The 23,622-nt window shown below is 40.0% G+C and carries 21 protein-coding genes; 8 read left to right on the top strand and 13 right to left on the bottom strand.

The features are described 5' to 3' along the window. Window positions 1-54 precede the first annotated feature (54 nt). The 3 genes from AN393_RS02140 to AN393_RS02130 all read left to right on the top strand — a co-directional run bounded on the left by AN393_RS02140 (window position 55) and on the right by AN393_RS02130 (window position 2,373). Complete coding sequence (locus tag AN393_RS02140; RefSeq protein WP_055014027.1) at window positions 55-612, top strand: sigma-70 family RNA polymerase sigma factor; 558 nt, start codon at window positions 55-57, stop codon at window positions 610-612. Further along, complete coding sequence (locus tag AN393_RS02135) at window positions 612-1,364, top strand: DUF3379 family protein (RefSeq protein ID WP_055014028.1); 753 nt, start codon at window positions 612-614, stop codon at window positions 1,362-1,364. The genes AN393_RS02140 and AN393_RS02135 overlap by 1 nt, the downstream gene beginning before the upstream one ends. A gap of 163 nt (window positions 1,365-1,527) precedes the next feature. Next, entirely contained in the window at window positions 1,528-2,373 is an 846-nt protein-coding gene (locus AN393_RS02130; protein ID WP_055014029.1) for a Tim44 domain-containing protein, read from the top strand. Window positions 2,374-2,486: 113 nt separating this feature from the next. Here the strand turns inward: AN393_RS02130 and AN393_RS02125 are convergent, their stop codons facing one another. From AN393_RS02125 to AN393_RS02110, 4 genes are all read right to left on the bottom strand, one after another. After that, a complete protein-coding gene (locus AN393_RS02125) occupies window positions 2,487-3,677 on the bottom strand; it encodes an amino acid aminotransferase (RefSeq protein WP_055014030.1) in 1,191 nt (396 codons plus the stop codon). Between the two features lie 80 nt (window positions 3,678-3,757). Next, the gene (locus tag AN393_RS02120) at window positions 3,758-4,417 is read right to left on the bottom strand and encodes a GAF domain-containing protein (protein ID WP_055014031.1); all 660 of its coding nucleotides are present in this window, start codon (window positions 4,415-4,417) and stop codon (window positions 3,758-3,760) included. A 56-nt stretch (window positions 4,418-4,473) separates the two neighbouring features. Next, entirely contained in the window at window positions 4,474-6,123 is a 1,650-nt protein-coding gene (locus AN393_RS02115) for a SpoIIE family protein phosphatase (protein ID WP_055017183.1), read from the bottom strand. Next, a complete protein-coding gene (locus tag AN393_RS02110; protein WP_004587319.1) occupies window positions 6,123-6,428 on the bottom strand; it encodes an STAS domain-containing protein in 306 nt (101 codons plus the stop codon). Before AN393_RS02110 ends, AN393_RS02115 begins: the two co-directional genes overlap by 1 nt. A 129-nt stretch (window positions 6,429-6,557) precedes the next feature. Between AN393_RS02110 and AN393_RS02105 the strand changes: the two genes are divergently transcribed. Beyond that, window positions 6,558-6,887: a translation initiation factor gene (locus AN393_RS02105; RefSeq protein ID WP_055014033.1), complete on the top strand. Its 330-nt coding sequence runs from the start codon at window positions 6,558-6,560 to the stop codon at window positions 6,885-6,887. A 12-nt stretch (window positions 6,888-6,899) separates the two neighbouring features. Here AN393_RS02105 and AN393_RS02100 read toward each other — a convergent pair whose 3' ends face one another. Next, a complete protein-coding gene (locus tag AN393_RS02100; protein WP_200909019.1) occupies window positions 6,900-9,914 on the bottom strand; it encodes an EAL domain-containing protein in 3,015 nt (1,004 codons plus the stop codon). 359 nt (window positions 9,915-10,273) lie between these two features. Between AN393_RS02100 and AN393_RS02095 the strand changes: the two genes are divergently transcribed. Then, on the top strand, window positions 10,274-11,431 hold the full coding sequence (locus AN393_RS02095; protein WP_055017182.1) for a chorismate mutase: 1,158 nt from the start codon (window positions 10,274-10,276) through the stop codon (window positions 11,429-11,431). 313 nt (window positions 11,432-11,744) lie between these two features. On the opposite strand, the gene tyrA is transcribed toward AN393_RS02095, so the two are convergent. The 6 genes from tyrA to ffh form a co-directional block, all read right to left on the bottom strand. After that, window positions 11,745-12,878 carry a bifunctional chorismate mutase/prephenate dehydrogenase gene (gene tyrA, locus AN393_RS02090; RefSeq protein ID WP_055017287.1) on the bottom strand — a complete coding sequence of 378 codons (1,134 nt, stop codon included), beginning with the start codon at window positions 12,876-12,878 and terminating at the stop codon, window positions 11,745-11,747. Window positions 12,879-13,290: 412 nt separating this feature from the next. After that, window positions 13,291-13,650, bottom strand: a complete 360-nt coding sequence (rplS, locus tag AN393_RS02085) for a 50S ribosomal protein L19 (RefSeq protein WP_004587324.1) — start codon at window positions 13,648-13,650, stop codon at window positions 13,291-13,293. Window positions 13,651-13,683: 33 nt separating this feature from the next. Beyond that, window positions 13,684-14,451, bottom strand: coding sequence for a tRNA (guanosine(37)-N1)-methyltransferase TrmD (gene trmD / locus AN393_RS02080; RefSeq protein WP_004587325.1), 768 nt, complete (start codon window positions 14,449-14,451; stop codon window positions 13,684-13,686). Next, on the bottom strand, window positions 14,451-14,987 hold the full coding sequence (gene rimM / locus AN393_RS02075; protein ID WP_055014035.1) for a ribosome maturation factor RimM: 537 nt from the start codon (window positions 14,985-14,987) through the stop codon (window positions 14,451-14,453). Before rimM ends, trmD begins: the two co-directional genes overlap by 1 nt. Window positions 14,988-15,004: 17 nt before the next feature. Then, complete coding sequence (rpsP, locus tag AN393_RS02070; RefSeq protein WP_055014036.1) at window positions 15,005-15,253, bottom strand: 30S ribosomal protein S16; 249 nt, start codon at window positions 15,251-15,253, stop codon at window positions 15,005-15,007. 251 nt (window positions 15,254-15,504) lie between these two features. Continuing rightward, window positions 15,505-16,884 (bottom strand): signal recognition particle protein, encoded by a 1,380-nt coding sequence (gene ffh, locus AN393_RS02065; RefSeq protein WP_055017181.1) that lies wholly within the window; start codon window positions 16,882-16,884, stop codon window positions 15,505-15,507. A gap of 253 nt (window positions 16,885-17,137) precedes the next feature. On the opposite strand from ffh, the gene AN393_RS02060 reads away from it, so the two are divergent. Together AN393_RS02060 and AN393_RS02055 are read left to right on the top strand one after the other, a co-directional pair. After that, entirely contained in the window at window positions 17,138-17,944 is an 807-nt protein-coding gene (locus tag AN393_RS02060; protein ID WP_055014038.1) for an inner membrane protein YpjD, read from the top strand. Between the two features lie 61 nt (window positions 17,945-18,005). After that, on the top strand, window positions 18,006-19,274 hold the full coding sequence (locus AN393_RS02055) for an HlyC/CorC family transporter (protein ID WP_138540798.1): 1,269 nt from the start codon (window positions 18,006-18,008) through the stop codon (window positions 19,272-19,274). 59 nt (window positions 19,275-19,333) lie between these two features. On the opposite strand, the gene AN393_RS02050 is transcribed toward AN393_RS02055, so the two are convergent. Beyond that, window positions 19,334-19,945, bottom strand: coding sequence for a transglycosylase SLT domain-containing protein (locus AN393_RS02050; protein ID WP_055014039.1), 612 nt, complete (start codon window positions 19,943-19,945; stop codon window positions 19,334-19,336). Between the two features lie 133 nt (window positions 19,946-20,078). Further along, the gene (gene gshA / locus AN393_RS02045; protein WP_055017180.1) at window positions 20,079-21,665 is read right to left on the bottom strand and encodes a glutamate--cysteine ligase; all 1,587 of its coding nucleotides are present in this window, start codon (window positions 21,663-21,665) and stop codon (window positions 20,079-20,081) included. A gap of 387 nt (window positions 21,666-22,052) precedes the next feature. Between gshA and AN393_RS02040 the strand changes: the two genes are divergently transcribed. Beyond that, complete coding sequence (locus tag AN393_RS02040) at window positions 22,053-23,600, top strand: methyl-accepting chemotaxis protein (RefSeq protein WP_055017179.1); 1,548 nt, start codon at window positions 22,053-22,055, stop codon at window positions 23,598-23,600. The last annotated feature ends 22 nt before the right edge of the window (window positions 23,601-23,622 follow it).

Here is a 23,622-nt window from a genome sequence, read left to right as displayed (position 1 = left end):
AAGTTCAGGTCTTTGCATGCATTAAATGATAAATTTTAACTAAAAAAAGTAATTATGCTTGGAAAGAAAAAATCAAATAATCAGGTCTTAGTTGATATGGCAGAGAAACAAAAGCGCTATGAAGCCTTGGTTCATGTATACAATAAGGAGCTTTATCGCTTTGCTTATTGGTTATGCCGTGACCCCCATATTGCAGATGACTTAGTACAAGAAACGTTTTTACGTGCTTGGCGCTCGCTTGACTCATTATTGGATCAAAAAGCCGCCAAGCCATGGCTGCTCACTATTTTGCGTAGAGAAAATGCGCGTCGCTTTGAGCGCAAGCAATTTGACTACAGCGATGTAGAAAACGATACACTTGTCGATGAAACCAGCCATTCGTTAGATGATGAAATGGAGCAAACGGTTATCCAACGCCAAATTTCACTGCTATCTGACGAATACAGAGAACCCTTACTTCTGCAAGTTGTTATGGGTTGCTCTGGTGAAGAAATAGCTGAGATTCTCGATTTAAATAAAAACACGGTTATGACCCGTTTATACCGTGCCAGAAACCAACTTAAAGAGGCTTTAAGCCGTGATGATGAACAACTTAAAGGGGCATCAAAATAATGGATGAACTTGAGTTTCGTCGACGCACTATTGCGCAGCCAAACGATTTAGAAAAGGAGCTTTTAGAGTTTGCTAAAGAAAGCTCTGAGCGACAAAACTTTATTAACGACATGAAAGACTTTGATAAACACATTCAAGATGCGTTAGATGTGCCCGTGCCTGAAAACCTTGCTGAGCGTATTATTTTAAATACGTCGTTGAAAGAAAAAGCGATTCAAGAGGAACAAGCCTCAGGGGGTAACGTTGTAGATGCACGCTCTCGGTTTAAATTTGACCGTGTTCATTTAGCGTTAGCCGCGTCTTTTTTTGTGGCCATTGGTGCGTTCTTTTTTAGCACAGAACAACACATTGCCCACGCAGCAGGTGAACATGCCTTAACCCATGTTTACCATGAAATTAGCGCCCTTGAAAAAACCGATGCTATTAGTTTACAAAGCGTCAACGACAAGCTTGCACTACTTGGCGCTCATATAGAAGAGCTGCCTGGTAAGATTACTTATGCAATGTTTTGCGATTTCAAAGGAGAAAAAGGTTTGCACTTAATTTTTGAGTCAGACTTTGGCCCAATGACAGTGTTTATTGTCCCTTCTGAAAATAAGTCGTTTGGGTTTGGCGAAGATGATTTTCATGATTCTCGTTTTGCAGGGCATATTAATCGAGGCGAAAAAGCCGATACTATTTTAGTGGCAAATACCGGCGCGCCAATTAATGTGTACAACGAGCGGGTTACCAATGCTATTCGTTGGCTATAACTTTATTGTTATTTTAAAAGCGCTTAAATAAGCGCTTTTTTTGTGCCTATAAATAATTACCACTGTTTACTTATCACTCGATCACGTTGATTTTAAGCGTAATTTATTAAGTTCTACAACAAAGTAAATTATAATTCCTGCTCGATTTAAATTAAGGAATTTCATGAAGAACATCATCGTTATATTTACTTTACTAGCACTACTTTGTACTGCCAGTTTTGATGTACATGCACGTAAAAAATTTGGTAGCAGCAAACGCGGCAAAACCCCAACAACTCAACAAACCGCACAAAAGCAAAAAGCTGACACGACAACACAAGCCCCGGCTACTAAAGCTAAGTCGAATAAAAAAGGCATAATGGCGGGTGTACTAGGTGGACTTTTAGCCGGTGGGTTAATTGCAGCAATGTTAGGTGATAATTTTGAAGGGTTTCAGCTATTGGAAATGATTTTATTAGCTGGAGCTGCATTTATTATATTTAAGCTTGTTATGGGCTTTATACGCGCTAAACAACCCCCGCAGCTTGCTGGCAATAATATGGGGCAAAATGCATTTAAACACGCTCAATCTGAGCAGCCTATAAATCATAGGTTTGCTCAGCAAAGCACTAACGCAGAACAAGTGCCTTATAACTTACCACCCAATTTTGACGTAAATGGCTTTTTACAAGGTGCGCGTAGCCATTACCATACGCTACAAATAGCATGGAACAATGCTGATTATGCAACGATGGCTGAATACCTAAGCCCAGAGTTAGCACAAGAATTTAAAGCAGAACGCGAAGCGATTGAAAGTGTAGACACTGAAGTTATGTTTATAGATGCAGAGCTTGTTCGCGCCGATACAACAGCGAGCGCTTGGCAAGTAAGTATTCGCTTTAAAGGTAAGTACCGTGATTTAGGTGATAAAAAAGAAGAGCCAATTTTAGAAATTTGGCACCTTGAGCGCTCAACATCAAATGATGCACCATGGCTGATTGTTGGTGTTGAAGACTTAATTGAAAGCTAAGCTCATTTTAATACCAATCCGCATAATTAAGTGATCTATTTTGAGGAGGGGTATAAATTAAAAAAACCGCACAACCTTTGGTTAGTGCGGTTTTTTACTATTTAGCAGACGGTTTATTTACAAACGTCAGCGACAGCATTTGCAAAGTATTCAATGTTTGCATCGCTAATACCGGCTACGTTTACGCGGCTAGAACCAACAATGTATATACCATATTCTTTTTGTAGGCGCGCAATTTGCTCTTTATTAATGCCTAAGAAAGAAAACATACCATGCTGGCGTTCAATAAACGAAAAGTCTTGCTCTATTTCTTTTGCTGCTAAGCTTTCTTTGATTAAGCTACGTAAACCATTAATACGATTACGCATTTCATCAAGCTCACTGTGCCACATTTGTGTAAGTTCTGTGCTGCTTAAAATAGTGTTTACAATGTCGGCACCGTGCGCCGGTGGCATTGAATAAATACTACGTACAACGCTTAATAGCACAGAGTTTGAAATATCTGCGGTTGCAGCGTCTTTTGCAATAATAGAACACGCACCAATACGCTCACGGTATAAACCAAAGTTTTTAGAACAAGACGAACAAATAATTAGCTCTTCTACCGCATCAGCTAAAATGCGAAGCCCACGTGCATCTTCTTCAAGTGATGAGCCAAAACCTTGATAAGCAATATCAATAAGTGGTGTAAAGCCGACTTCTTTTGCAAGCTGAGCAACGGTGTTCCATTGTGTCTCGTTTAAGTCCATACCACTTGGGTTATGACAACATGCATGAAGTAGCACAATGTCCCCTTTTGGTACTTGCTTGAGGGTGTTTATCATGTCGTCAAACAATAAGTCTTTGTTTTCGTAATCGTAGTATGGGTACTCTTTAACGTTTAAGCCTGCTGCTTCAAACAAGCTAATGTGGTTAGCCCATGTTGGTGTAGTTACCCATACTGTTGCGTCTTTATTGCAACGTTTAATAAACTCAGCCGCAACGCGAAGTGCACCTGTACCACCTGGTGCTTGTGCAGTACGTACGCGGTTAGCTAAAAGTGCTTGGTGCTCACCTAGTAATAGGTTTTCCATTTTTTGACAGTAGTCTAAGTTACCCGCTAAACCAATGTAAGATTTGCTTGTTTCGTTTTCTAAACGAAATGCTTCAGCTTTTTTAACCGCTTTTAATACCGGTGTGTTGCCTTGCTCATCTTTATAGACACCTACACCTAAATCAATTTTGTTAGGGTTTGTATCTTGTTTATAGGCTGCCATAAGGCCAAGAATAGGATCTGTTGGTAATGGTTTTAATTCTGAGAACATTAGCTATCTCTTATCATTAATTAGGGGTTGGCTGTTGTAGTAAGCTTAACATAAAAGCTTACCTTCTTGGCTAGTGATATTTACACTAGAAAGTGAGGAATTTTAATGCAGCACGCAATTAATACAGCCAGTGTACGGCTATCAAAAAAGTCGTTACTAAATGCCTCCGCATCAACAATACCGACGCACTCATGTTGATCATTAAACAAAGGTAAACAGGTTTCAGCTTTTACTTTAGGGTCGCACGTATAGTACTCGCCTCCTTGTGCTAAATAGCTCTCAACGTTGTTAATTACACGCCCACGCTTAGATAACGCAACTTGTACATTATTACTGCCTGCTGCAAAAGCATCAGTGAGAGGAAACAGTGGGCGGCTTGGCGCGCCTTGATACGCCAGTTTTAATAATTGCGGGCCTTGAGCTGTGTCAATTGCCTGATAAATACCATACCAATCGACCTGTGTTTGCTGGGCTATGTAATTAACTATATTTTGCAGATTTGCTAGTTTTTGCTCGTTTTGTGAAGTCGCGCTCACGTGTTCGGTGAGCTTAAATGGCTCATCTTGTAAATAACCAAACAAACTACATGCGCCGCCTTCACCAAGTTCAGGAATTTGATACTCCCAACGCACAGACGGCAACGCGCTCTGAGCAATATACTGTTCTAGCTGCTCTAGCTCTTTGGCAATTAATTGTGGGTCTATGTTTAATTGCGCAATATCAAGGTAAGAAGAAATCATTTGGCCATCCATACATCTAAAATTTTTTAGATAATACCACGGAAATTTTTTCTGAGCTATAGCAACTTATAACACAGTTCGACTTGGTTACCACTTGCGTTATACGTCACTTTTTCTGCCACTTCTTCGAGTAACGATAAGCCGCGACCAAACTCTGCGTTCAGTTCGGTACGTTTTGAAGAGTCACTTGAAAATCCCCTACCCGAGTCACAAATAATAAAGTACAAGCACAAAGTATCTGGGCAATAACGCATATCAATAATGATCATCGCCTCTTTCATTTTGCTCAGTGCTTGCTCTCTTAATTCATAGTATTTAAAAAAGCCATCGTCTTGTTTTTTTATGTCTGAATCTAGGCCTAATACACCGTGATCAAGTGCGTTGTTGTATGCCTCAGAAAGTAATAAAAATATATTTGAGCGATGCGACCTAAGCCCCTCAACACTGCTTAATACATTAACAACATCATACACAGGGTCTGTGCATTTAATTTGCTGCGCGTTTAAGCTAAGTGAAAAGTTAAACGCTAAATTAGAATACGCTTCTTTGGCCTCAGGCTCTGGGGTTAGTGGCAAACAATTAAGCAGTACTAAGCTTAAGTCGTCTAATTGCTCGCTACCATTGGCAAAAGTATTTACATTATCTATAACGCGCTGGCTGCTGATCATCGGCTTGCTTTTTAGTGCAGCTAAAAAGCGCTGCTCACCATAAAAAATATCAGCATCGTTGTTAGTTTCTATTATGCCGTCAGTTGAAAGCACTAAGCGGGTGTTTTTATCAACTTCTAAATTAATTAGCTCGTATTCAAATTCATCACTGTCTAAAATCCCCAGCGCCATGTGTTGCGATTCAAGCGTTTGCTTTACTTCACCATCAGTATTTATTAAGTAGGCATCGGGCAAGCCGCCCAACCAAGCTGAAATACTTTTGCCTGACGCACTGAGCTCAATAATGGTCGCCGCACAAAACATATGCTCCGGTAGTAAATTGTGCAGCAATATATTAATTTCAGAGGCAATATCATTAACCGCCATGCCTTTTTGCACCATAGTATAAAACACTCGAGATGCTGGCAGCGCGCCAATAGCAGCAGCTAAACCATGGCCGGTAAAATCCCCCAACATGCAATATAAATTGCCAATTGGACTTTGCGCGACTAAAAACATGTCACCGTTAAACATAGAAGCAGGAGACAGGCTAAAGTCTAAATGATCGTTAAATTTATCTTGGTTTTCGAGCGAATTATTAAAAATGTGCTCAATAATTTCGTGCTCGCGCTCTATTTGATTGCGATGATACTCAAGTAAAGTGTTCTGTTGGTGGGCTTTTTTACTTAATTCACGGGTACGGCTATGCGCCTTTATTTTTGCGTTTAAAATTACTTTTTCAAACGGCTTTTGAATAAAGTCATCCCCGCCTACCTCTAAACAACGCTCAAAGCTGTTTTGATCCTCAAGCGAAGTAATAAAAATTATAGGTAGGTAAACGTCGTTATAGCGCTGCTTTATTCGCTTTGCGGCTTCAAAGCCATCCATTACCGGCATAAGCACATCGAGTAAAACAATATCAATGGCTTCTTTTTCTAGCACTTCTAGCGCTTCGAGACCGTTAAACGCTATTGATATTTTATAGTTTTCCTCAAGCAGCATTTTTTCCAGTAGGATGCGATTAAGTGCTTGATCGTCAACAATAAGTACGTGGGTCATTAGTTAATATCAAACTTTTTGTCAAAACGTGATATTTGCAGTATTTTTTTAAGCTGAGGCTGACAGTTACTAATCTCTATAGTTTGTACTTGGCTTTCAATGGTTTTTTTCATGTTAAGCAACATACCTAGTGCAGAACTATCCATGTAGTCGGTCTCTCTTAAATCGATAATCACTTTATTTGTTTTAGGCTCAATTTGCGCATAAGCTTGGCGAAATGATTGCACTAAATTAAAGTCAAATTTGCCTTTAATTTGTATCGTTAAAGTACTTTCATCAACCGATAAACTCTTTGTTAAACTCATTCTAAACTCCAATTATATTTCCTTTGATCTAAATATAACCTGTTAAAAGTATTTAGCAAAAATAAAAACACTCGCCAGTAAATTTGTTATTATTTAGTACATCAATAAAAACGTTTATTTAGGTAAATTATGAGTGATGACCGCTTAGTATATTCCACCGACATGGGCCGAATTAGCCAACCAAAGGTTGAGCAAGAACCCACTGCAAAACTATTTAAAGATGGCTTTATCCGCATAGAGCGCCAAACGAAGGGCCGTAAAGGAAAAGGTGTCATGTTGGTGGTAGGTATAGACCCAAAAGCACACGATCTAAAAAAGCTAGCTAAAACAATAAAAAGTAAAATGGGCCAAGGTGGCGCCGTAAAAGAAGGCATTATTGAAGTTCAAGGCGATGATCGCGAAAAATTAAAAGGGATTTTAGAAACCCTTAAATTTAAAGTAAAAATTGCGGGTGGTTAAACCCGCAACCTTTTATTTGCTACTAACACTATTAGGTTCATCATTTAATTTTTTGTACAACGCTGAGAGCTCTTTCTCAGCAACCGGTTTGCTGTAATAAAATCCCTGCACAATATAACAATTATTATTTTGCAAAAACTCTATTTGCTCTTTGGTTTCGACCCCTTCTGCAACTACGTCTAATTTAAGTTTTTGCGCCATGGCTATAATAGCGGCGGTTATTTCCATATCATTAGGGTCGGTTGGAATATCTTTTACAAACGAGCGGTCAATTTTTAATATGTCGACCGGGAATCGTTTTAAGTAACTTAGTGACGAATAACCTGTACCAAAATCATCAATAGAAATTGAAATACCTAACGCTTTAAGTTCGTGTAACTGCGTTATGGCCGCTTCAACATTACCCATTAACATACTTTCGGTCAGCTCTAAGTGAAGTCGTTTAGGGCTTACACCTGTTTGCTTAATAATATTGCTTAACATAGGGACTAAATTAGCGTCTTTAAACTGCCGTGCCGATAAATTAATCGATACGTTGTTATCACGACCCTCTTTAGCTAAACGCACGGCAAACTCGCAAGATTGTTGTAATACCCACTCACCAAGCTCAACAATAAGCCCTGTTGCCTCAGCAATAGGAATGAACTTAGTCGGTGAAATAAGTCCTTCTATTGGGTGGAACCAACGCAGTAGCGCTTCATAACCAACTACATGTTGAGTTAATGAATTAATTTGCGGCTGATAATAAACCTCAAAGTGTTTTTCTTTAATTGCATGGCGTAATTCATTTTCAATGAACAGCCTTTCATTGGCAGCTGCGTTAAGCTCTTGACTATAAAAATGGTAAGTATTACGCCCTTTTGCTTTTGCCTCGTACATTGCTAAATCAGCATGCTTTAAAAGCTGATCCTCTTCTAGGCTATCGTATGGGGCCATTGTAATACCAATACTGGCGCTGACTATCACTTCGTTATTGCCAAGCTTTATAGGCACGTTAAGTGTTTTTTGAATGGTGTTTGCCACATCGCTAGCATGCTCTTGGCTTTCAATACCGCTGAGTAAAACAGCAAATTCGTCGCCACCCAAACGGGCAATAGTATCTTCAGCGCGTAACCGTGCTTTAAGACGATTAGCCACTTCAATTAACAGCTGATCCCCCGCATCATGCCCTAACGTATCGTTAATGCGCTTAAATTCATCTAAATCAAAGTAAAAAAGGGCAAATGCATAATGGCCGCGCTCAGCCAAAGCCATTGATTTACGCAACTGCATTCTAAAAAAGGTTCGGTTTGCTAAGCCCGTTAACGTGTCAAAGTACGCAAGCTGCTCCATTTTTCGCTGGCTTTCTTTAACAAACGAAATATCTTGCGCGGAGGCTACGTAACTGGTGATCTCACCGCCGTCTTCGCGAATAGGAGAAACACTTAAAGACACCCAAATAGGCTGCTTATCATTACCTTGAATCAAGGTATCCCCCCGCCAGTAATTTCTACTGCGAAGGTCGATATTGATGTCTTCGACTAAAATAGCCATCTCTGATGCAATAATATTCAAAAGTGGGGCGCGATTAAAATGGCTTTCGGGGTAGCCTGTCATTTCAAGCATTTTGGGATTTACATATTCAATCACAAAATTTTCATCCGTTATCACTACCCCAGTCCCTGAGAAAGCAACAGCCTTTGAGAGTTTGTTAGCGGCTTTTTCAGCGATTTCTTTTTCTGTAATTCGCTGATTTAACCCATCTATAAGCTTACGAATTTCTACGGTCATATCTCTGAACGAGCCGTTCAGTGTACCTATCTCATCTTTATTCTCAGGCGGGAACTCAGTTAATAATTGCCCTTTACCAAACCCAGTAACCGCATGCACTAATGTGTGTATTCTGCGAAGCACTAGCTGATACAGCGCTTGATGTAACAATAAGGCAACCAGTACCGCATAAAGCACAAACAAGCCAAAAAATTTCAGTTTTAAATCTTGCAGAGCTGAGAGCGTTGATGAGCGTTTTTTGTACACCCCAATATACCAGTCTAACTTGTCAATTTTACGAATATTAATAATGTGTGCTTCATCGTTTTGTACAAACGAATTAGCATACTCTGGTAATTTCATGGTAATTGCTTCATTTATAATGGCTTGCAATTGCGGATTAACAAATTCGTTTGTGGTTATGGTTTTATCTTTACTGCCATAGCTTGCTTGTAGCGCAGGATTAAGACTCGGATGTGCAAGTAGCTGACCTTTTTTATCAAATACCAGTAAATGCTTTTCTTTATCTCCAACGGGTAAAAAAGAAATCAACGTATTTAAATCAATATCGCTGCCCGTCACACCTAAGAATTCATTGTCTACATACAAAGGAACGAGCAAACTAATGACCCATTTATGCCACACTTTATCGTAATAAACCTTAGACCAAACGGGCTCTCTGCTCGGATTTAAATCACTTTGAACATATTTAAATGTTGCACCATTAGAACCCCTTAGTTCAGGCGGTGCGTTTAACGCCCAATTTGGAGGCGAAACACGGATGAAATCATCTTTGGTGATCATATAAAAATTAAAAAAGTCGTGAATTAGGGTTGGTGAAATAATTTTCCATAACGACTCTGAGTTATTGAATAAGCGCTTGTAAAAAGGAGAGTAATGCTGCTGAGGAAGAAATGCAGCTGAGAGGCCATCACTTGATGCACTGCGAATAGTGCCGTCACTATTAAATTGTAATTGGGTTTTGTTAGATAAATTAATTGCTGAGCTTTCGCTAAATAGCTGCTCTTTGACAACATTATTGGCTTGCTTGGCAACAGCCGACTTTGTTTTAATTAATGCGTCAAATTGCCTGATGAGTAATTCAGTAGAGCTTTTGAGTACTTCATGCTCTTCAAAAACTAATTGTTTCTCTTCAGATTTAAGCATCAGCGCGGCAGCGCACACACCGGCAATTAAACAAATTGCAGATATAAGCAATGACAGCTTTACACTCAAAGAATTTAGTCCAAAACGCGATGGAGGGCGTCTATACACCACAGGCCAACCTTATTATTTTAGTTGTTGTTATTTTTAGCTAATACCTGAAATATACCAGATCCCTATTCATATTTATAAACTATTTGTGAATTTTATCTAAAAGTTAGCCTGGAGCTGATAATTCTTCATCATGTTTATTTAAACGGGCTTGCTGGTTGACTTTGCCAGTAACACCTCATACATTAACAGGATGAAAATTATCTTATCTTGCACGTTTTTTTCTTTTTTTAGCTTCTTTTTATAAAAGAGGCTGACCTGTTTGTGAGATAAAATCAATCGAATAGCAAAGCCTCCCACTAGGGAGGCTTTTTTGTTTTAGTTGCGCAGATGCAACTTATTTTTGGAATGAGGAAACCAAAATGACCAACGACGTTTTAAACGCGCTCAGACACGACATTAATGAAATAGATTCAGATTTATTAGTGTTATTAGCCAAACGCCGCCGCATAAGCCACGGTGTAGTAGAGTATAAAATTGCTAATAATAAACCCATTCGTGATGAAGCGCGTGAACTAGCCCTATTAGAAAAGTTAATAGGTTATGGTAAATCGCTTGGTCTTGACGCGTATTATGTAAATAACGTTTTTCAGACTATTTTAGAAGACTCTGTTTTACATCAGCAAGCAATGCTGCAAAAAAACCTTAACCCAGATGCGCTAAGTGAAACACATCGTGTTACTTATTTAGGTGGGCAAGGTACTTACAGTCAACTAGCATGTCATAAGTACTTTAGCCGTCGCCTTGGCAAGTTGATTGAAATTGGCTGTAGCTCATTTGACGAAATAACAGGCAAAGTAGAAAATGGCCAAGCAGATTTTGGATTACTGCCAATAGAAAACACCAGTTCGGGCAGTATTAACGAAGTATTTGATTTATTACAACACGCTCAAGTATCAATTGTTGGTGAAGTGACCCACAGTGTAGAGCACTGCCTACTTGCAACCCCAGATACTGAATTAAGCCAATTAACCAAAATTTATGCTCACCCTCAGCCATTTGCTCAGTGCAGTCGCTTTTTACAAGGGCTGGGGGACTTACAACATGAAACCTGTGATTCCACCTCAAGTGCCTTGCAGTCAGCATTAAACACGCCAAATAGTGCGGCTATTGGCTCAGCGCAGGCGGGTAAAAATGTGGGCCTTGAAGTGATAAAGTCAAACCTAGCTAATCAAAGCGAAAACCACAGCCGCTTTATAGTCGTTGCACGCAAGCCACTGCAGGTGTCTAAACAAATACCCACTAAAACCAGCCTCATTATGGCCACTAAACAGCAAGCAGGTTCATTGGCTGATGCGCTAATGGTGTTTAAACAACATCAAATAAACTTAGTTAAACTCGAGTCTCGTCCTGTACCGGGTAACCCGTGGGAAGAAGTGTTTTATGTGGACTTAGAGGCAAACCTTGCCGATAACCAAGTAAAACATGCCTTAGAAGAGCTTAAAGAACATACTCAATATGTACGTGTATTAGGTTGTTACCAAAGTGAATCTTTACAAGCAGTAAGTGTAAATACCTAACCTAATACGTTAATACCAAAAGGGCCTAAATAGGCCCTTTTTTAATCGCTCATTTAAAATGTTTTAAACGTATAGCCTAAGTAACTACACATTTTTAACCCTTTTATACCAATCCGCATAATTAAGTGATCTATTTTGAGGATGGATAAACGTGTTGATAGCAAGGCAAAAAATTCGCTATTTAGGTGTGCCCGGCAATTGCTCCTGCATTGCTCTACCTTCTGCATCCATGCAGTCGTAAATGAGAATTTTTTAACGTAGATAGCGACACGTTTAGCCCCTGAAAATGATTAAGTATTAATGCGAATTGGTATTAATCTAATACCTTGGCGTCATTTGCTTTATTTAGCAGACTACGGCTTTGTGTTAAAAAGTGCGCAGTAGAGTCTGAAAAATACGCTTTAGCATCAGCAAATGCATCGATGAGTGCCCCTTTATCTCCCGCTTTTAACTTTTCAAGAGTTTGTGCAAAGGTCTCTTGATACTGCGCTAATAAACTCTCAACATTATCAAACTGGGCCAACATTATATCTGAGTATAGCTCAGGAGATTGCGCAAATAAGCGCCCTACCATCATCAGCTCTAACTGGTAAATAGGAGATGAGCAACTTCTTAGCTCCTCAAGCGTATGGCTTTGCTTTGCTAAAAATTGCCCATAAACAAACGTCGTTAAGTGGCGCATTACTTGTATTATTTGCATTGCTTCATCATGCTTTTTAGCATCTAGCTCAACTAGTTGGCAACCCCATACTTGCAACTGCTGTAGTAAGCCTTTTGCCGCATCATGCGCGCGGCCTTCACACACAACAACGGTTTGTTTAACCCAGTGAGAAATATCAGGGCCAAACATAGGGTGTAAGCCAACAACGGGCCCAGAGTGTGCTGCCTTTAGTGCCTTAATGGGTGATTGCTTAACAGAGGTAATATCAACAAGCAAACAATCATCATCAAGTTTAGGTAGCTTAGCCACCACGGTCTCAAGTGCGTTAATAGGCACACTGATCATCACTAACTTTGCGCCAGCTATAATGGCTTTAGCCTCGCTTTGCTGATCTTTATCTAAAATTTTAACTTCATAACCTGAACGAATAAACTGCTGAGCAAATAACTGGCCCATAGCCCCTTGCCCACCGACAATCACAATAGGTGATAAATTAGGAGCTGCGCAAGCAAGTTTAGCTTGTTGGTTTTGATAGGCTTCGCGCATCATGCGCCTTAATATGTCTTCAACTAGTTCAGGGCTGACTCCTTGCTTAATCGCTTCATCACGACGAGCAGCTAACAAAGCAGCTTCTCTTTCAGGGGCATGCAGAGGAGCACCACTTTGCTGCTTAATAGCCCCAATTTTTTGGGTAATTGCATTTCGCTTTGCAAGTAAAGCAACTAATTGCGCATCGCATTCATCTATGCCATCTCGTAATTGTGATAAATCACTTAATTCAGCCACGTTTCTCATTCCACCTATAAATAACTCATTTCGTAAATTAAAGTTTACATTTAAGTAAACTAATCAATACGTTAAATACTAACAGGATCAAGTATGAGTGAAAAGGCTAATATAGTAATGCGGGTGAAATTTCCCCAAACCAATTCGTTTAATTAAGTGATTAATTTTGAGGCTGGAAAAACGTGTTCATAACTAGATAAAAAATCGCTATTTAGTTGTTCTAAGTCAGAATTTTTTTACGTAGGAAGCGATACGTTGAGCCCCACAAAATGATTAAGTATCGATGCGAATTTGTATTAATACAGAGGGATGCTTTTGTGAAGAAATAGTATGTTATTTAATACTTGAAACCAAAACGGGTTGCAATCCTAAGATTGCAACCCGTTTTCTTTGCGTTGATAAACAGCGCGTATTAGTTAAGTTTTTCTCTAATACGTGCAGATTTACCAGAACGCTCACGTAGGTAGTAAAGCTTAGCACGACGAACCGCACCGCGACGCTTAACTGTTACGCTATCAATAAGAGGGCTGTGCGTTTGGAATACACGCTCAACACCTTCACCGCTCGAAATTTTACGAACTGTGAATGCTGAGTGAAGACCACGATTACGCTTAGCGATTACAACACCTTCAAAGGCCTGTAGACGCTCTTTGTTACCTTCTTTTACACGTACCTGTACAACTACTGTATCACCAGCGCCGAATGCTGGTACGTCTGTTTTAAGCTGCTCTTCTTCAAGCGCTTTAATAATATTTTGGTTTACTTTTGCCATTATGTTTCTCACTTTCCTAGGTGTAACTGTCTTCTAGCCACAAGCTTTTTGGTACTCTTGCTGAAATTGTGCGAGTAATACCGCTTGCTCCTCAGTCAGAGCTAGGTTATGCAACAAGTCAGGACGTCGTAGCCAAGTTCTACCTAATGACTGCTTAAGCCGCCACTTTGCTATCTCTTGGTGGTTTCCACTGAGTAATACAGCGGGCACCTGTTTGTCGTCCAATGTTTCTGGCCGTGTATAGTGAGGGCAATCTAACAAGCCATCCGAAAATGAGTCTTGCTCTGCTGATTGGTTATGCCCTAGCACACCAGGCACTAATCGCGCTACTGCGTCAATTAATGTCATGGCAGGTAGTTCACCACCACTCAAAATAAAATCACCAATTGACCATTCTTCGTCAACGTATGACTCTATTATTCTCTCGTCTATACCTTCATAGCGACCGGCAATTAAAATCAGCTTTTCAGAGTTTGCGAGCTCGCTTGCCCCTTGCTGATCCAATTTGCGCCCTTGTGGGGACATATAAATTACTTTTGCGCCATCACCTGCCGCTTTTTTAGCGTCAAGAATGGCTTGTTTTAGTGGTTCAACCATCATTAACATACCTGGGCCGCCCCCGTAAGGACGATCATCTACGGTTCTATGCTTATCTAAAGCATAATCACGTGGATTCCAGCAGTTAAAGTCAATTAAGCCATTTTTCACTGCGCGACCGGTTACACCTTGGTGTGTAATTGCATCAAACATGTCAGGGAAAAGGCTTATCACCCCAACCCACAATGAACTAGTTTGAGTCATTAAAACCCAGGGTCCCAGTCTACGGTAATTTCTCTCGCTTCGTGTTTAATGTCTTTAATCACTGAATCAGTTAAAAAAGGAATCAAACGCTCAGCTTGACCAAATGCATCTTTCTTGTTTGCTTTCACAACCAAGACGTCATTTGATCCTGTCTCCATCAGGTCATCAACAATGCCCAAGTTATAACCTTTATCAGTTACAACCGTCATTCCGATGAGATCTCGCCAATAAAACTCACCTTGCGGGAGTTCTGGTAATTGCGCTGAATCAACAGATATTTCTGCATGGGTATAAGCCATTGCTTCGTCTCTGTCGTTTACTTGCGCAATCTTAGCGATAAAGCCTTTGTTGTGGCGACGCCAGTCGACCACTTCTAAGGTCTGCCATTTACCTTGTTGCCCTATCAACCACGGGCTGAAATCGAAGATCCCTTGGGGATCATCAGTAAATGAATGTACCTTAAGCCAGCCCTTTATACCATATGGGGCACCGAGCTTTCCTACGACAATAATTGATGAGGTGTTCTCTTGACTCATGGTTACACTTACGCCTATTAAGCCGCTTTACGAGCGTCTTTAACTAACTTAGCTACACGATCAGAAAGACCTGCGCCCTGACCTACCCAGTGATCAACACGAGGTAAATCTAAACGAAGTTTTTCTTCTTGACCTGAAGCAATTGGGTTAAAGAAACCAACTTTCTCGATGAAGCGACCGTCACGCGAGAAACGGCTATCCGCAACCACAATTTGATAGAAAGGGCGTTTTTTAGCGCCACCACGTTGCAAACGAATAGTTACCATACCGTCCTCTAAATAGATTGACTGTTTTCATTAATAAGATTTACTCCCCAGTATGGGGAGCTGGGGAATTGTACGAGTTTTTAGCAACAATGCAAGTAAGAAGTGAAGCAAAAAGCCACTTTAGTAGGTTAAACTATGATCTGAGCCACAATTAATAGATTAGCATGCACTACGCGCATAATTTATTCAACAAAAAAGGGCCGATTGGCCCTTTTGTTATACATTATATAGCGAGTATTAATAGCGCTTCATTAAAATTTAGGGCCACCGCCACCCATCATTCCAGGTGGTAACATGCCTTTCATGCCGCGCATCATTTTTTGCATGCCGCCTTTACCTTTCATTTTTTTCATCATTTTTTGCATTTGCGTAAACTGTTTTAGCAGTTTATTTATCTCTTGTACCTGTGTACCAGAGCCTGCTGCAATACGCTTTTTACGAGAGCCTTTAATAATCTCAGGGCGGGCACGCTCTTGTTTGGTCATAGAGCTGATGATGGCTTCCATTTGAATGAAGGTTTTGTCACCCATTTGGCCTTTTACAGCATCGGGTAAGTTTTGCATACCAGGCAGCTTATCTAGCATCGACATCATGCCACCCATATTTTTCATTTGCTTTAATTGCTCTGCAAAATCATCAAGGGTAAAGCCGTTGCCTTTAAATACTTTTTCAGCGACCTTAGCCGCTTTTTCTTTATCGACTTTCATTTCGACTTCTTCGATTAATGAAAGTACATCACCCATGCCTAAAATACGCGATGCGATACGATCTGGATGGAACGGCTCTAATGCATCTGTACGCTCGCCCACACCCATAAATTTAATGGGCTTGCCGGTAATATGACGAATAGATAAAGCAGCACCACCACGTGCATCACCATCTGTTTTAGTTAAAATAACACCGGTTAGAGGGAGCGCTTCGTCGAATGCTTTAGCGGTATTCGCCGCATCTTGACCCGTCATTGCGTCCACCACAAATAATGTTTCTATTGGGTTGATTGCTTTATGAAGGTCTTTAATTTCGCCCATCATTTCGTTATCTACGTGCAAACGGCCGGCGGTATCAACTAAAACAACGTCTATAAATTTCTTTTTAGCATATGAAATAGCTGCGCTGGCTATATCGACTGGCTTTTGCGAAATATCACTTGGGAAAAAATCTACATCAACTTCGCTGGCAAGTGTTTCAAGCTGCTTAATAGCCGCTGGGCGGTAAACATCAGCACTCACAACTAGTACTGACTTTTTCTTACGCTCTTTTAAAAATTTAGCAAGTTTACCGACACTGGTTGTTTTACCCGCACCTTGAAGACCCGCCATCATAACAACAGCTGGCGGCTGCGCATTTAGGCTAAGCTCTTCGTTAGCCTCACCCATCGCTTTTTCAAGCTCTTCGCGTACTATTTTTATAAATACTTGGCCAGGGCTTAAGCTTTTAGTTACTTCAACACCTACGGCACGTTCTTTGACTTGCTTTACAAACTCGCGAACAACAGGCAACGCAACGTCAGCTTCTAAAAACGCCATACGTACTTCACGCAGCGTATCTTTTATGTTGTCTTCTGTTAAACGGCCGCGGCCACTAATATTTTTTAAGGTTTTACCTAATCGTTCTTGGAGGTTCTCAAACATGTAACGGTTCCGATAAGACGTTTATATTGACCCAATAAGCTCATACTTATTCGCATTTTACTTATTAGATGGGCACAATAGTATTAAATTTCAATTAAAAACAGTATACCGTAAATGAGGGCGCACAATACAGTATTGAAGCATAGCTTATTGAGTTTCTTTTTTTAGGTCTATGCAATTGCATTGCTATAAAATACAATGTGTATATAACAACAAGAATTATTTGACTCTAATTATAAGTGGCCCAAGCATAATGCTAATTATTAGTTTAACTATTATTGCCAGTTTATTTTATGTGTTAGCAACGTCTCATGTGTTAACACGCCTGTTTCATCAACAAGGCCCTAGCCAAAAGGTAACGGTTATTTTAAGTACCGTTGCAATACTCGCGCACATGCTGTTGTTGGTTAATTCGGTGTTTCGCTCCGATGGGCAAGATTTGAGTATTGTGAATGTAGCGCTGCTAACCTGTTGGGTTATTGTGGTGTCGGTTACTGCGGTCTCGCTAAAGTTCCCTGCTACGTTGTTATTGCCGGTCGTTTATGGGTTTGCAGCCTTACTCACCATTGCGAGTTTGTTTATTCCGCATCACATTTTATTACAAAGCTTAAGTATTGAAATAGGGCTTATTGCACACATATCGCTGTCATTATTAGCGTACTGCGTTTTGATTATTGCCACTTTATATGGCGTGCAGTTTTACTTTATTGATAAACGTTTAAAGCGCAAAGATTTAGCAATTGTGCACAGCCATTTGCCGCCCTTAATGGTGGTGGAACGTCAGCTCTATCAACTATTAAATTTAGGCACGGTTATCCTTACCTTCGCACTGCTGACAGGATTTGTATTTTTAGATGGCATGTTCGCCAAAGAATTTATCCATAAAACAGTCTTATCACTTGTTGCATGGGTTATTTTTATCACTGTTGCGCTTGGTCACATTAAAAAAGGCTGGCGAGGTAAACCTGTGGTTATTACCATCATGGTCGCCGCATTTATCCTCACACTTGCTTATTTTGGCAGCCGTTTTGTACAAGAAGTAGTGTTAAATAAGTTTTAACTTGACTCTGTCAGCTCACTCTAGCTTAATACGCATTGGTTTATAAAAAAAGGATCCTTCTTTGGACAGCATATCTACGAGTGTCTTATTTATAATACTCGGTATTTTAATTTTATGTTCTGCATACTTTTCTGGTTCTGAAACGGGCATAATGTCAATTAACAGAATTCGTCTGCGCCACCTTGCTAAAGAAAACCATCGCGCTGCCAAACGCGTCAACAAACTTCTGAGTCGCCCTGATAGACTCATTGGCTTGATCCTCATAGGTAATAATCTTGTAAATATTGCTGCAGCTCAAGTTGCCACTATTATAGGTATTCGTTTATACGGTGATTTAGGTATCGCTATTGCCACAGGTGTACTTACACTCGTTGTGCTTATTTTTGCCGAAGTGACCCCTAAAACCCTTGCTGCCCTCTACCCTGAAAGAGTCGCTTTTCCAAGCTCAGTGGTATTAAAAGGGTTACTTAAAATTCTATTCCCTTTTGTGGTTGTTGTTAACTGGATGACCAATGGAATGTTACGTTTATTTGGCATTAGCGCTGAACAAATTGACGAACATAGCATGAGCAAAGAAGAGCTAAAATCGGTGTTGAATGAATCGGGGGCATTGATTCCAGCTCGCCACCAAAGCATGCTGACGTCTATTTTAGACTTAGAACAAGTGACCGTTGAAGATATTATGATCCCGCGTAACGAAATAGTAGCGATTGATATTAACGACGATTGGAAGATCATTAGCCGTCAATTGACTCATGCGCAGCACACCCGTGTATTACTTTATCGCGATAATATCGATGACGCCGTCGGTTTTATTCATTCGCGCGATGCTCTTCGTCTTTTGACCAAAGAGCAGTTTGATAAACCGTCATTATTACGTGCGGTCCGTGAGATTTACTTTATCCCCGAGGGAACATCTCTAAATACCCAGCTATTAAAGTTCCAACAATCGAAAGAGCGCATTGGTATAGTGGTTGATGAATATGGCGACATACAAGGTCTCGTAACCCTTGAAGATATTCTTGAAGAAGTGGTTGGCGATTTCACGACCACACAAACACGTACGCCCAGTGAAGAGGTAACCACACAAAGTGATGGCTCTTACCTTGTTGATGGCGGGGCTAACGTGCGCGACCTTAACAAAGAAATGGGCTGGGAATTTCCTCTTGATGGCCCTAAAACACTCAGCGGTTTAATTGTAGAATACTTAGAAGACATTCCAGATGCTAATTTAAGCCTTAAAATAGCCGGCTACCCTGTGGAAGTGTTAGAGGTAAAAGAGAATATGATTAAACAGGTAAAAATTAAGCCTAATCAACGTAAGTTATAAGTTTAAATAGCGCGTTAAAAAAGGAGCCTTGGCTCCTTTTTTGCTTTTAAGGTAAGTAGTTAGCCAAAAAGCAGTCGCTCAAACCAACCTTTATCTAGCTCGTCTTCACACCGTTTAAGCTGCGCACCATAACGACTTGCCCGATGCTTAACTTTATTGGCAACACTCATCAGCCACTTTTTCTTTTTATAAGTACCGCGTTTATAACCGCCCCACCCTTCGTGATAATTTAAGTATTGGGCATAAGCATCCCATTTAGAGATTTTATTTACTTTATGTGTTTTATAAACAAACCACGCCATAAAGTCGATTGCATCATCAAAGTCATCCCTATCAGCACCGCTATTACCCGTTTCACGAATATAATCAGACCATGTTGGGGTTTTTGCTTGTGAGTACCCGTAAGCATCACTGGCACGCCCTGTAGGGATAATCCACAAAAAATATTCCATGGGAGGGGCAGCATCATGACGAAACGAGCTTTCTTGGTACATCATACTCATAAGGACATGTTTAGGCGAACCCCACTTTTCTTGTGCGTCTTTTGCATCAAAGTACCAGTCCGGCTTTTCTTCAAAAATTTTACAAAGATCATTAGGTTGCTTTGGTGGCGCAGTGGCACACCCTGCTAAAGAGAGGGCAAAAGATAAAATAATTGCATTTTTTTTCATTTTTATACGATCTCACTGAACTTTTTAAAAAAGTGTGGGTCTGAGTATATGAATGCAGCAGTATAGCATTGTTTCATCCCTGAAGAATATTTACGCAGCCCACTTGGGCTGCGTTTTTTTTGCTTAAAAAAGCTTAAACAACAGCTTTAGCATTAAAATATTCATCTAAAAAGTCAGTAAAGCTTAGCGTATCGGCGCGCTCTATTTCTTCACGCGCTTTATTTGAAGAAACAACTTGTTGCTCAAGCCATTGCTTAGAAAATACGTTGTAGTTAGATTTTGCATGACTTTGCTTATATTTATTAGCTAATTGAATAGCAAACACACCATTATCTATACCTGCATTTTCCAGTTCAGATACATAACGTCCCGAAAAAGTCAGCATTGGGTTATCAACCCAGGTAGCCATTTTTGCTATGGTTTCTCTGTAATAGGTCACCCCATACGCCTTATCCATATACTTAGCTACTTCACTTAATTGATCAAAAATCTCTTTCCCCCAACTTTGCAAAGTACGCTGTTGGTTATTGTCATTAAGCATAACACCTAACTGACGTCCTTGATTAACCACTGTATCTAAGTTCTCTGTGCTGCGGGCTTGCTCTTTCCACAGCATTTCTGGCGAATCTTTTAATAAACAGTACGTCAAAAAGACATCTAAAAAGTGTATTTGATCTATATCAATACCGGTTTCACTAAACGGATTTACATCAAGTGCTCTAATTTCAACATATTCAATGCCGGCTCTTAATAAAGCATCCGTTGGTTTTTCACCACTTTTAGCATTACGTTTGGGGCGAATTGGCGAGTAAAATTCGTTTTCGATTTGAAGAATGTTTTTGTTAAGTTGCTTAGGCGTAGCCGTGGTGTAATCATCAATATCACCGTATAAATCAGAAGGCGTATTGATTGCCTCTTTAAGCCCAGCAACGTACTCATCTAGCGAATTATACATGACGCGTAATGAAGATTGTGCGCTATTGGTATAGCCTAAATCTCCCAAGCGAAGTGCCGTGCCTACCTCTAAATAAAGTGTACCTTTACCTAGTTTTTTAAATGGTAAGTCAGTTTTTCGCCCTTGTAAAAAAGAGTTACATAAGGCTGGTGAGGCACCAAACAGGTAGCTAATTAACCAAAGCTCACGCTTAAAATTACGGATAAGCGCCAGATAACCATCCGAAATAAATGCATCTAGGCTTTGCTCACTTTGCTTTAGGGTATGTAAAGACTGCCAAAAAGACTCTGGGAAAGAAATATTAAAATGCACACCTGCAATTGCTTGCATCATACTGCCGTAACGGTTTTTTAAGCCTTCACGGTATAACGTTTTCATGCGTGCGGTATTTGAGCTACCAAATTGAGCCAGTACTATATCATCTTGATCTTCAATAAAGCATGGCATACTGATAGGCCATAAAAGCTCATCGCCCATGTGTTCAAGTGTAAATTTTTGAAGGTCTTTTAATTGTGCTAAAGTTTCTGTCGCAGATTCACTAACAGGGGTAATAAACTCAAGTAATGACTCTGAAAAGTCAGTAGTAATGTGCCCGTTTGTTAATGCACTACCTACACCTTTAGGATGCCCTAAAGTGGAAATGGCACCATTACCTTTAATACGTAGCGACTCTCGCTCAATGCCACGTTTGATCCCTTTAATTGCCTGCTGATGCGGTGTGGTAGATAACGCGTTAAGCGCGCTAGATAAATCATGTATAGTCAAAAAATGCTTCCTCGGCCACGTGGCTTAATCTTACGGTTATGGGGGCTAATTGCCCATACTCAAGACTAAATTGTTAAGAACAATATAATTTTTCAAAATTGTTAACTATTTACCCTATTGAGCATGCGCTCGATACAATTAGCATCAACCAGCTAGCTAATCTTGCCACTGCTAACACTATTATACAATCGCTTTACTAAAGCCTAAAGACCGTTAATTACTAGATTAGACTTCACAAGCCTTAATATTTTAAGCGCAAAATTTGATATAGATCATAAAAAGTCGCAATTTTAGTAACATTATTATTCAGTGCGTTGCCTTTACTTCACCTCATTAAGTTTACCCAATACAATAACAAGTTAATTAAAAAGGATGATTAAAACTAACATGCGTCATAATCAAAGCTTAATAAATGAAGAAGTCCACTTTAGTGATTCTCAACAATTAGTCTCTACTACCGACTTACGGGGAGTTATTACCTATTCAAATAAAGCATTTTGCGATGTAGCAGGCTTTAGTGAGCAGGAACTCATTGGTAAAAATCATAATATTGTGCGCCACCCTGATATGCCCAAAGCAGCATTTAAAGAAATGTGGAGTACGTTAAAAAGTGGCCATTCATGGCGAGGGATAGTCAAAAATCGTTGTAAGGATGGCCGGTATTACTGGGTTGATGCTTTTGTAACACCTATTTTTGAAGGTAGTCAATTAGTTGGATATCAATCTGTACGTACAAAGCCAGATAAAAAACATGTTTTAACAGCCCATAAACTATACGAGAAATTAAATAACGGTAAAGCCACTTTTAATTTTAAAGAGCACACAAGCTTGCGCCAGATGCTTACATTAGCTGTTGTATTTAGTTGGGTAATTATGAGTGGATTTGCTTTTTCGATTTTGGCAGCAGTTATCAACGTATTAATTTGCGTGCTTATTTTAGCCTTAAATTATCAAGAGCTTGTGGCAACCCCTGCTAAATTAAACGCCTATAAACAGCATTCTGACTCTATCTCGCGCTATGTTTTTTGCGATAACTCGCCGCTAAGTGTGAGTGACTATAAAGAGCAAATGTTACTTGCTAAGCTCAGAACCGTATTGGGGCGCGTAAAAGATGCCACCTATGCCTTTAATAACATTGCTGAAAACCTCGATGATAAATCGACGCTCACCGAAAAGGGGATTGAGGCACAAAGTACACAACTTGAACAAATCGCTACCGCTATGGCGCAAATGACCGCTACGATTGGTGATATTTCAACTAGTACAACAAATACAGCCGATAAAGTTAACTCTACTCAACATAGTTGCGCAGATATAAAACAACATATTGTTGATAACAAAAAAATGGTCTCTGAGCTGGCTACTCATGTAGATCACGCCGCTAATACCGCAAATAACCTCGCGCAAGAAGCGGATAAAATAGGCCAAGTAATGAATGAGATTGAAGGCATTGCTGAGCAAACCAATTTATTAGCACTTAATGCAGCAATAGAAGCCGCAAGAGCTGCAGAGCATGGCCGTGGTTTCGCCGTGGTAGCCGATGAAGTACGTGCACTGTCGTCTCGTACGCAAACTGCTACAGGGCAAATTCACAGCTCGATTAAGGATATCCAAGATACGTTAGTTAATTGGTCTAAGGTAATGCAAAATACAAGACTTCAAGCAGAGAGCTGCGTTCAAACAACCGAGCAAACACACCATGAGCTCGATAGTATATTCAATCAAATTAGTGAAATAGCATTACTTACAAACAGTATATCAACGGCTGCAGAGGAGCAGCAGATGGTGAGCCATGATATTGCTAATAATGTAGATAATATAAAAGAGGTAAGTAACGACAACTTAGCGTTGAGCTTTGACGTTGCTAAAGATGCCGCAGAATTAGTTGCCGGCTCACAAAAAGTAAACAACTTGCTTTATACATTTAAAGTATAAAGCAATAAGCCGCCTGCTTGGC

It is taken from the genome of Pseudoalteromonas sp. P1-25, from assembly GCF_001401805.1.
Taxonomy (GTDB): Bacteria; Pseudomonadota; Gammaproteobacteria; order Enterobacterales; family Alteromonadaceae; genus Pseudoalteromonas.
This window is presented reverse-complemented; position numbering and strand designations above follow the sequence as displayed.

What these genes read in the sequence shown, in the direction of transcription:
- AN393_RS02140 (WP_055014027.1), top strand. Translation starts at nt 55, where the DNA reads ATGCTTGGAAAGAAAAAATCAAATAATCAGGTCTTAGTTGATATGGCA.
- AN393_RS02135 (WP_055014028.1), top strand. Translation starts at nt 612, where the DNA reads ATGGATGAACTTGAGTTTCGTCGACGCACTATTGCGCAGCCAAACGAT.
- AN393_RS02130 (WP_055014029.1), top strand. Translation starts at nt 1,528, where the DNA reads ATGAAGAACATCATCGTTATATTTACTTTACTAGCACTACTTTGTACT.
- AN393_RS02125 (WP_055014030.1), bottom strand. Translation starts at nt 3,677, where the DNA reads ATGTTCTCAGAATTAAAACCATTACCAACAGATCCTATTCTTGGCCTT.
- AN393_RS02120 (WP_055014031.1), bottom strand. Translation starts at nt 4,417, where the DNA reads ATGATTTCTTCTTACCTTGATATTGCGCAATTAAACATAGACCCACAA.
- AN393_RS02115 (WP_055017183.1), bottom strand. Translation starts at nt 6,123, where the DNA reads ATGACCCACGTACTTATTGTTGACGATCAAGCACTTAATCGCATCCTA.
- AN393_RS02110 (WP_004587319.1), bottom strand. Translation starts at nt 6,428, where the DNA reads ATGAGTTTAACAAAGAGTTTATCGGTTGATGAAAGTACTTTAACGATA.
- AN393_RS02105 (WP_055014033.1), top strand. Translation starts at nt 6,558, where the DNA reads ATGAGTGATGACCGCTTAGTATATTCCACCGACATGGGCCGAATTAGC.
- AN393_RS02095 (WP_055017182.1), top strand. Translation starts at nt 10,274, where the DNA reads ATGACCAACGACGTTTTAAACGCGCTCAGACACGACATTAATGAAATA.
- rplS (WP_004587324.1), bottom strand. Translation starts at nt 13,650, where the DNA reads ATGGCAAAAGTAAACCAAAATATTATTAAAGCGCTTGAAGAAGAGCAG.
- trmD (WP_004587325.1), bottom strand. Translation starts at nt 14,451, where the DNA reads ATGACTCAAACTAGTTCATTGTGGGTTGGGGTGATAAGCCTTTTCCCT.
- rimM (WP_055014035.1), bottom strand. Translation starts at nt 14,987, where the DNA reads ATGAGTCAAGAGAACACCTCATCAATTATTGTCGTAGGAAAGCTCGGT.
- rpsP (WP_055014036.1), bottom strand. Translation starts at nt 15,253, where the DNA reads ATGGTAACTATTCGTTTGCAACGTGGTGGCGCTAAAAAACGCCCTTTC.
- ffh (WP_055017181.1), bottom strand. Translation starts at nt 16,884, where the DNA reads ATGTTTGAGAACCTCCAAGAACGATTAGGTAAAACCTTAAAAAATATT.
- AN393_RS02060 (WP_055014038.1), top strand. Translation starts at nt 17,138, where the DNA reads ATGCTAATTATTAGTTTAACTATTATTGCCAGTTTATTTTATGTGTTA.
- AN393_RS02050 (WP_055014039.1), bottom strand. Translation starts at nt 19,945, where the DNA reads ATGAAAAAAAATGCAATTATTTTATCTTTTGCCCTCTCTTTAGCAGGG.
- AN393_RS02040 (WP_055017179.1), top strand. Translation starts at nt 22,053, where the DNA reads ATGCGTCATAATCAAAGCTTAATAAATGAAGAAGTCCACTTTAGTGAT.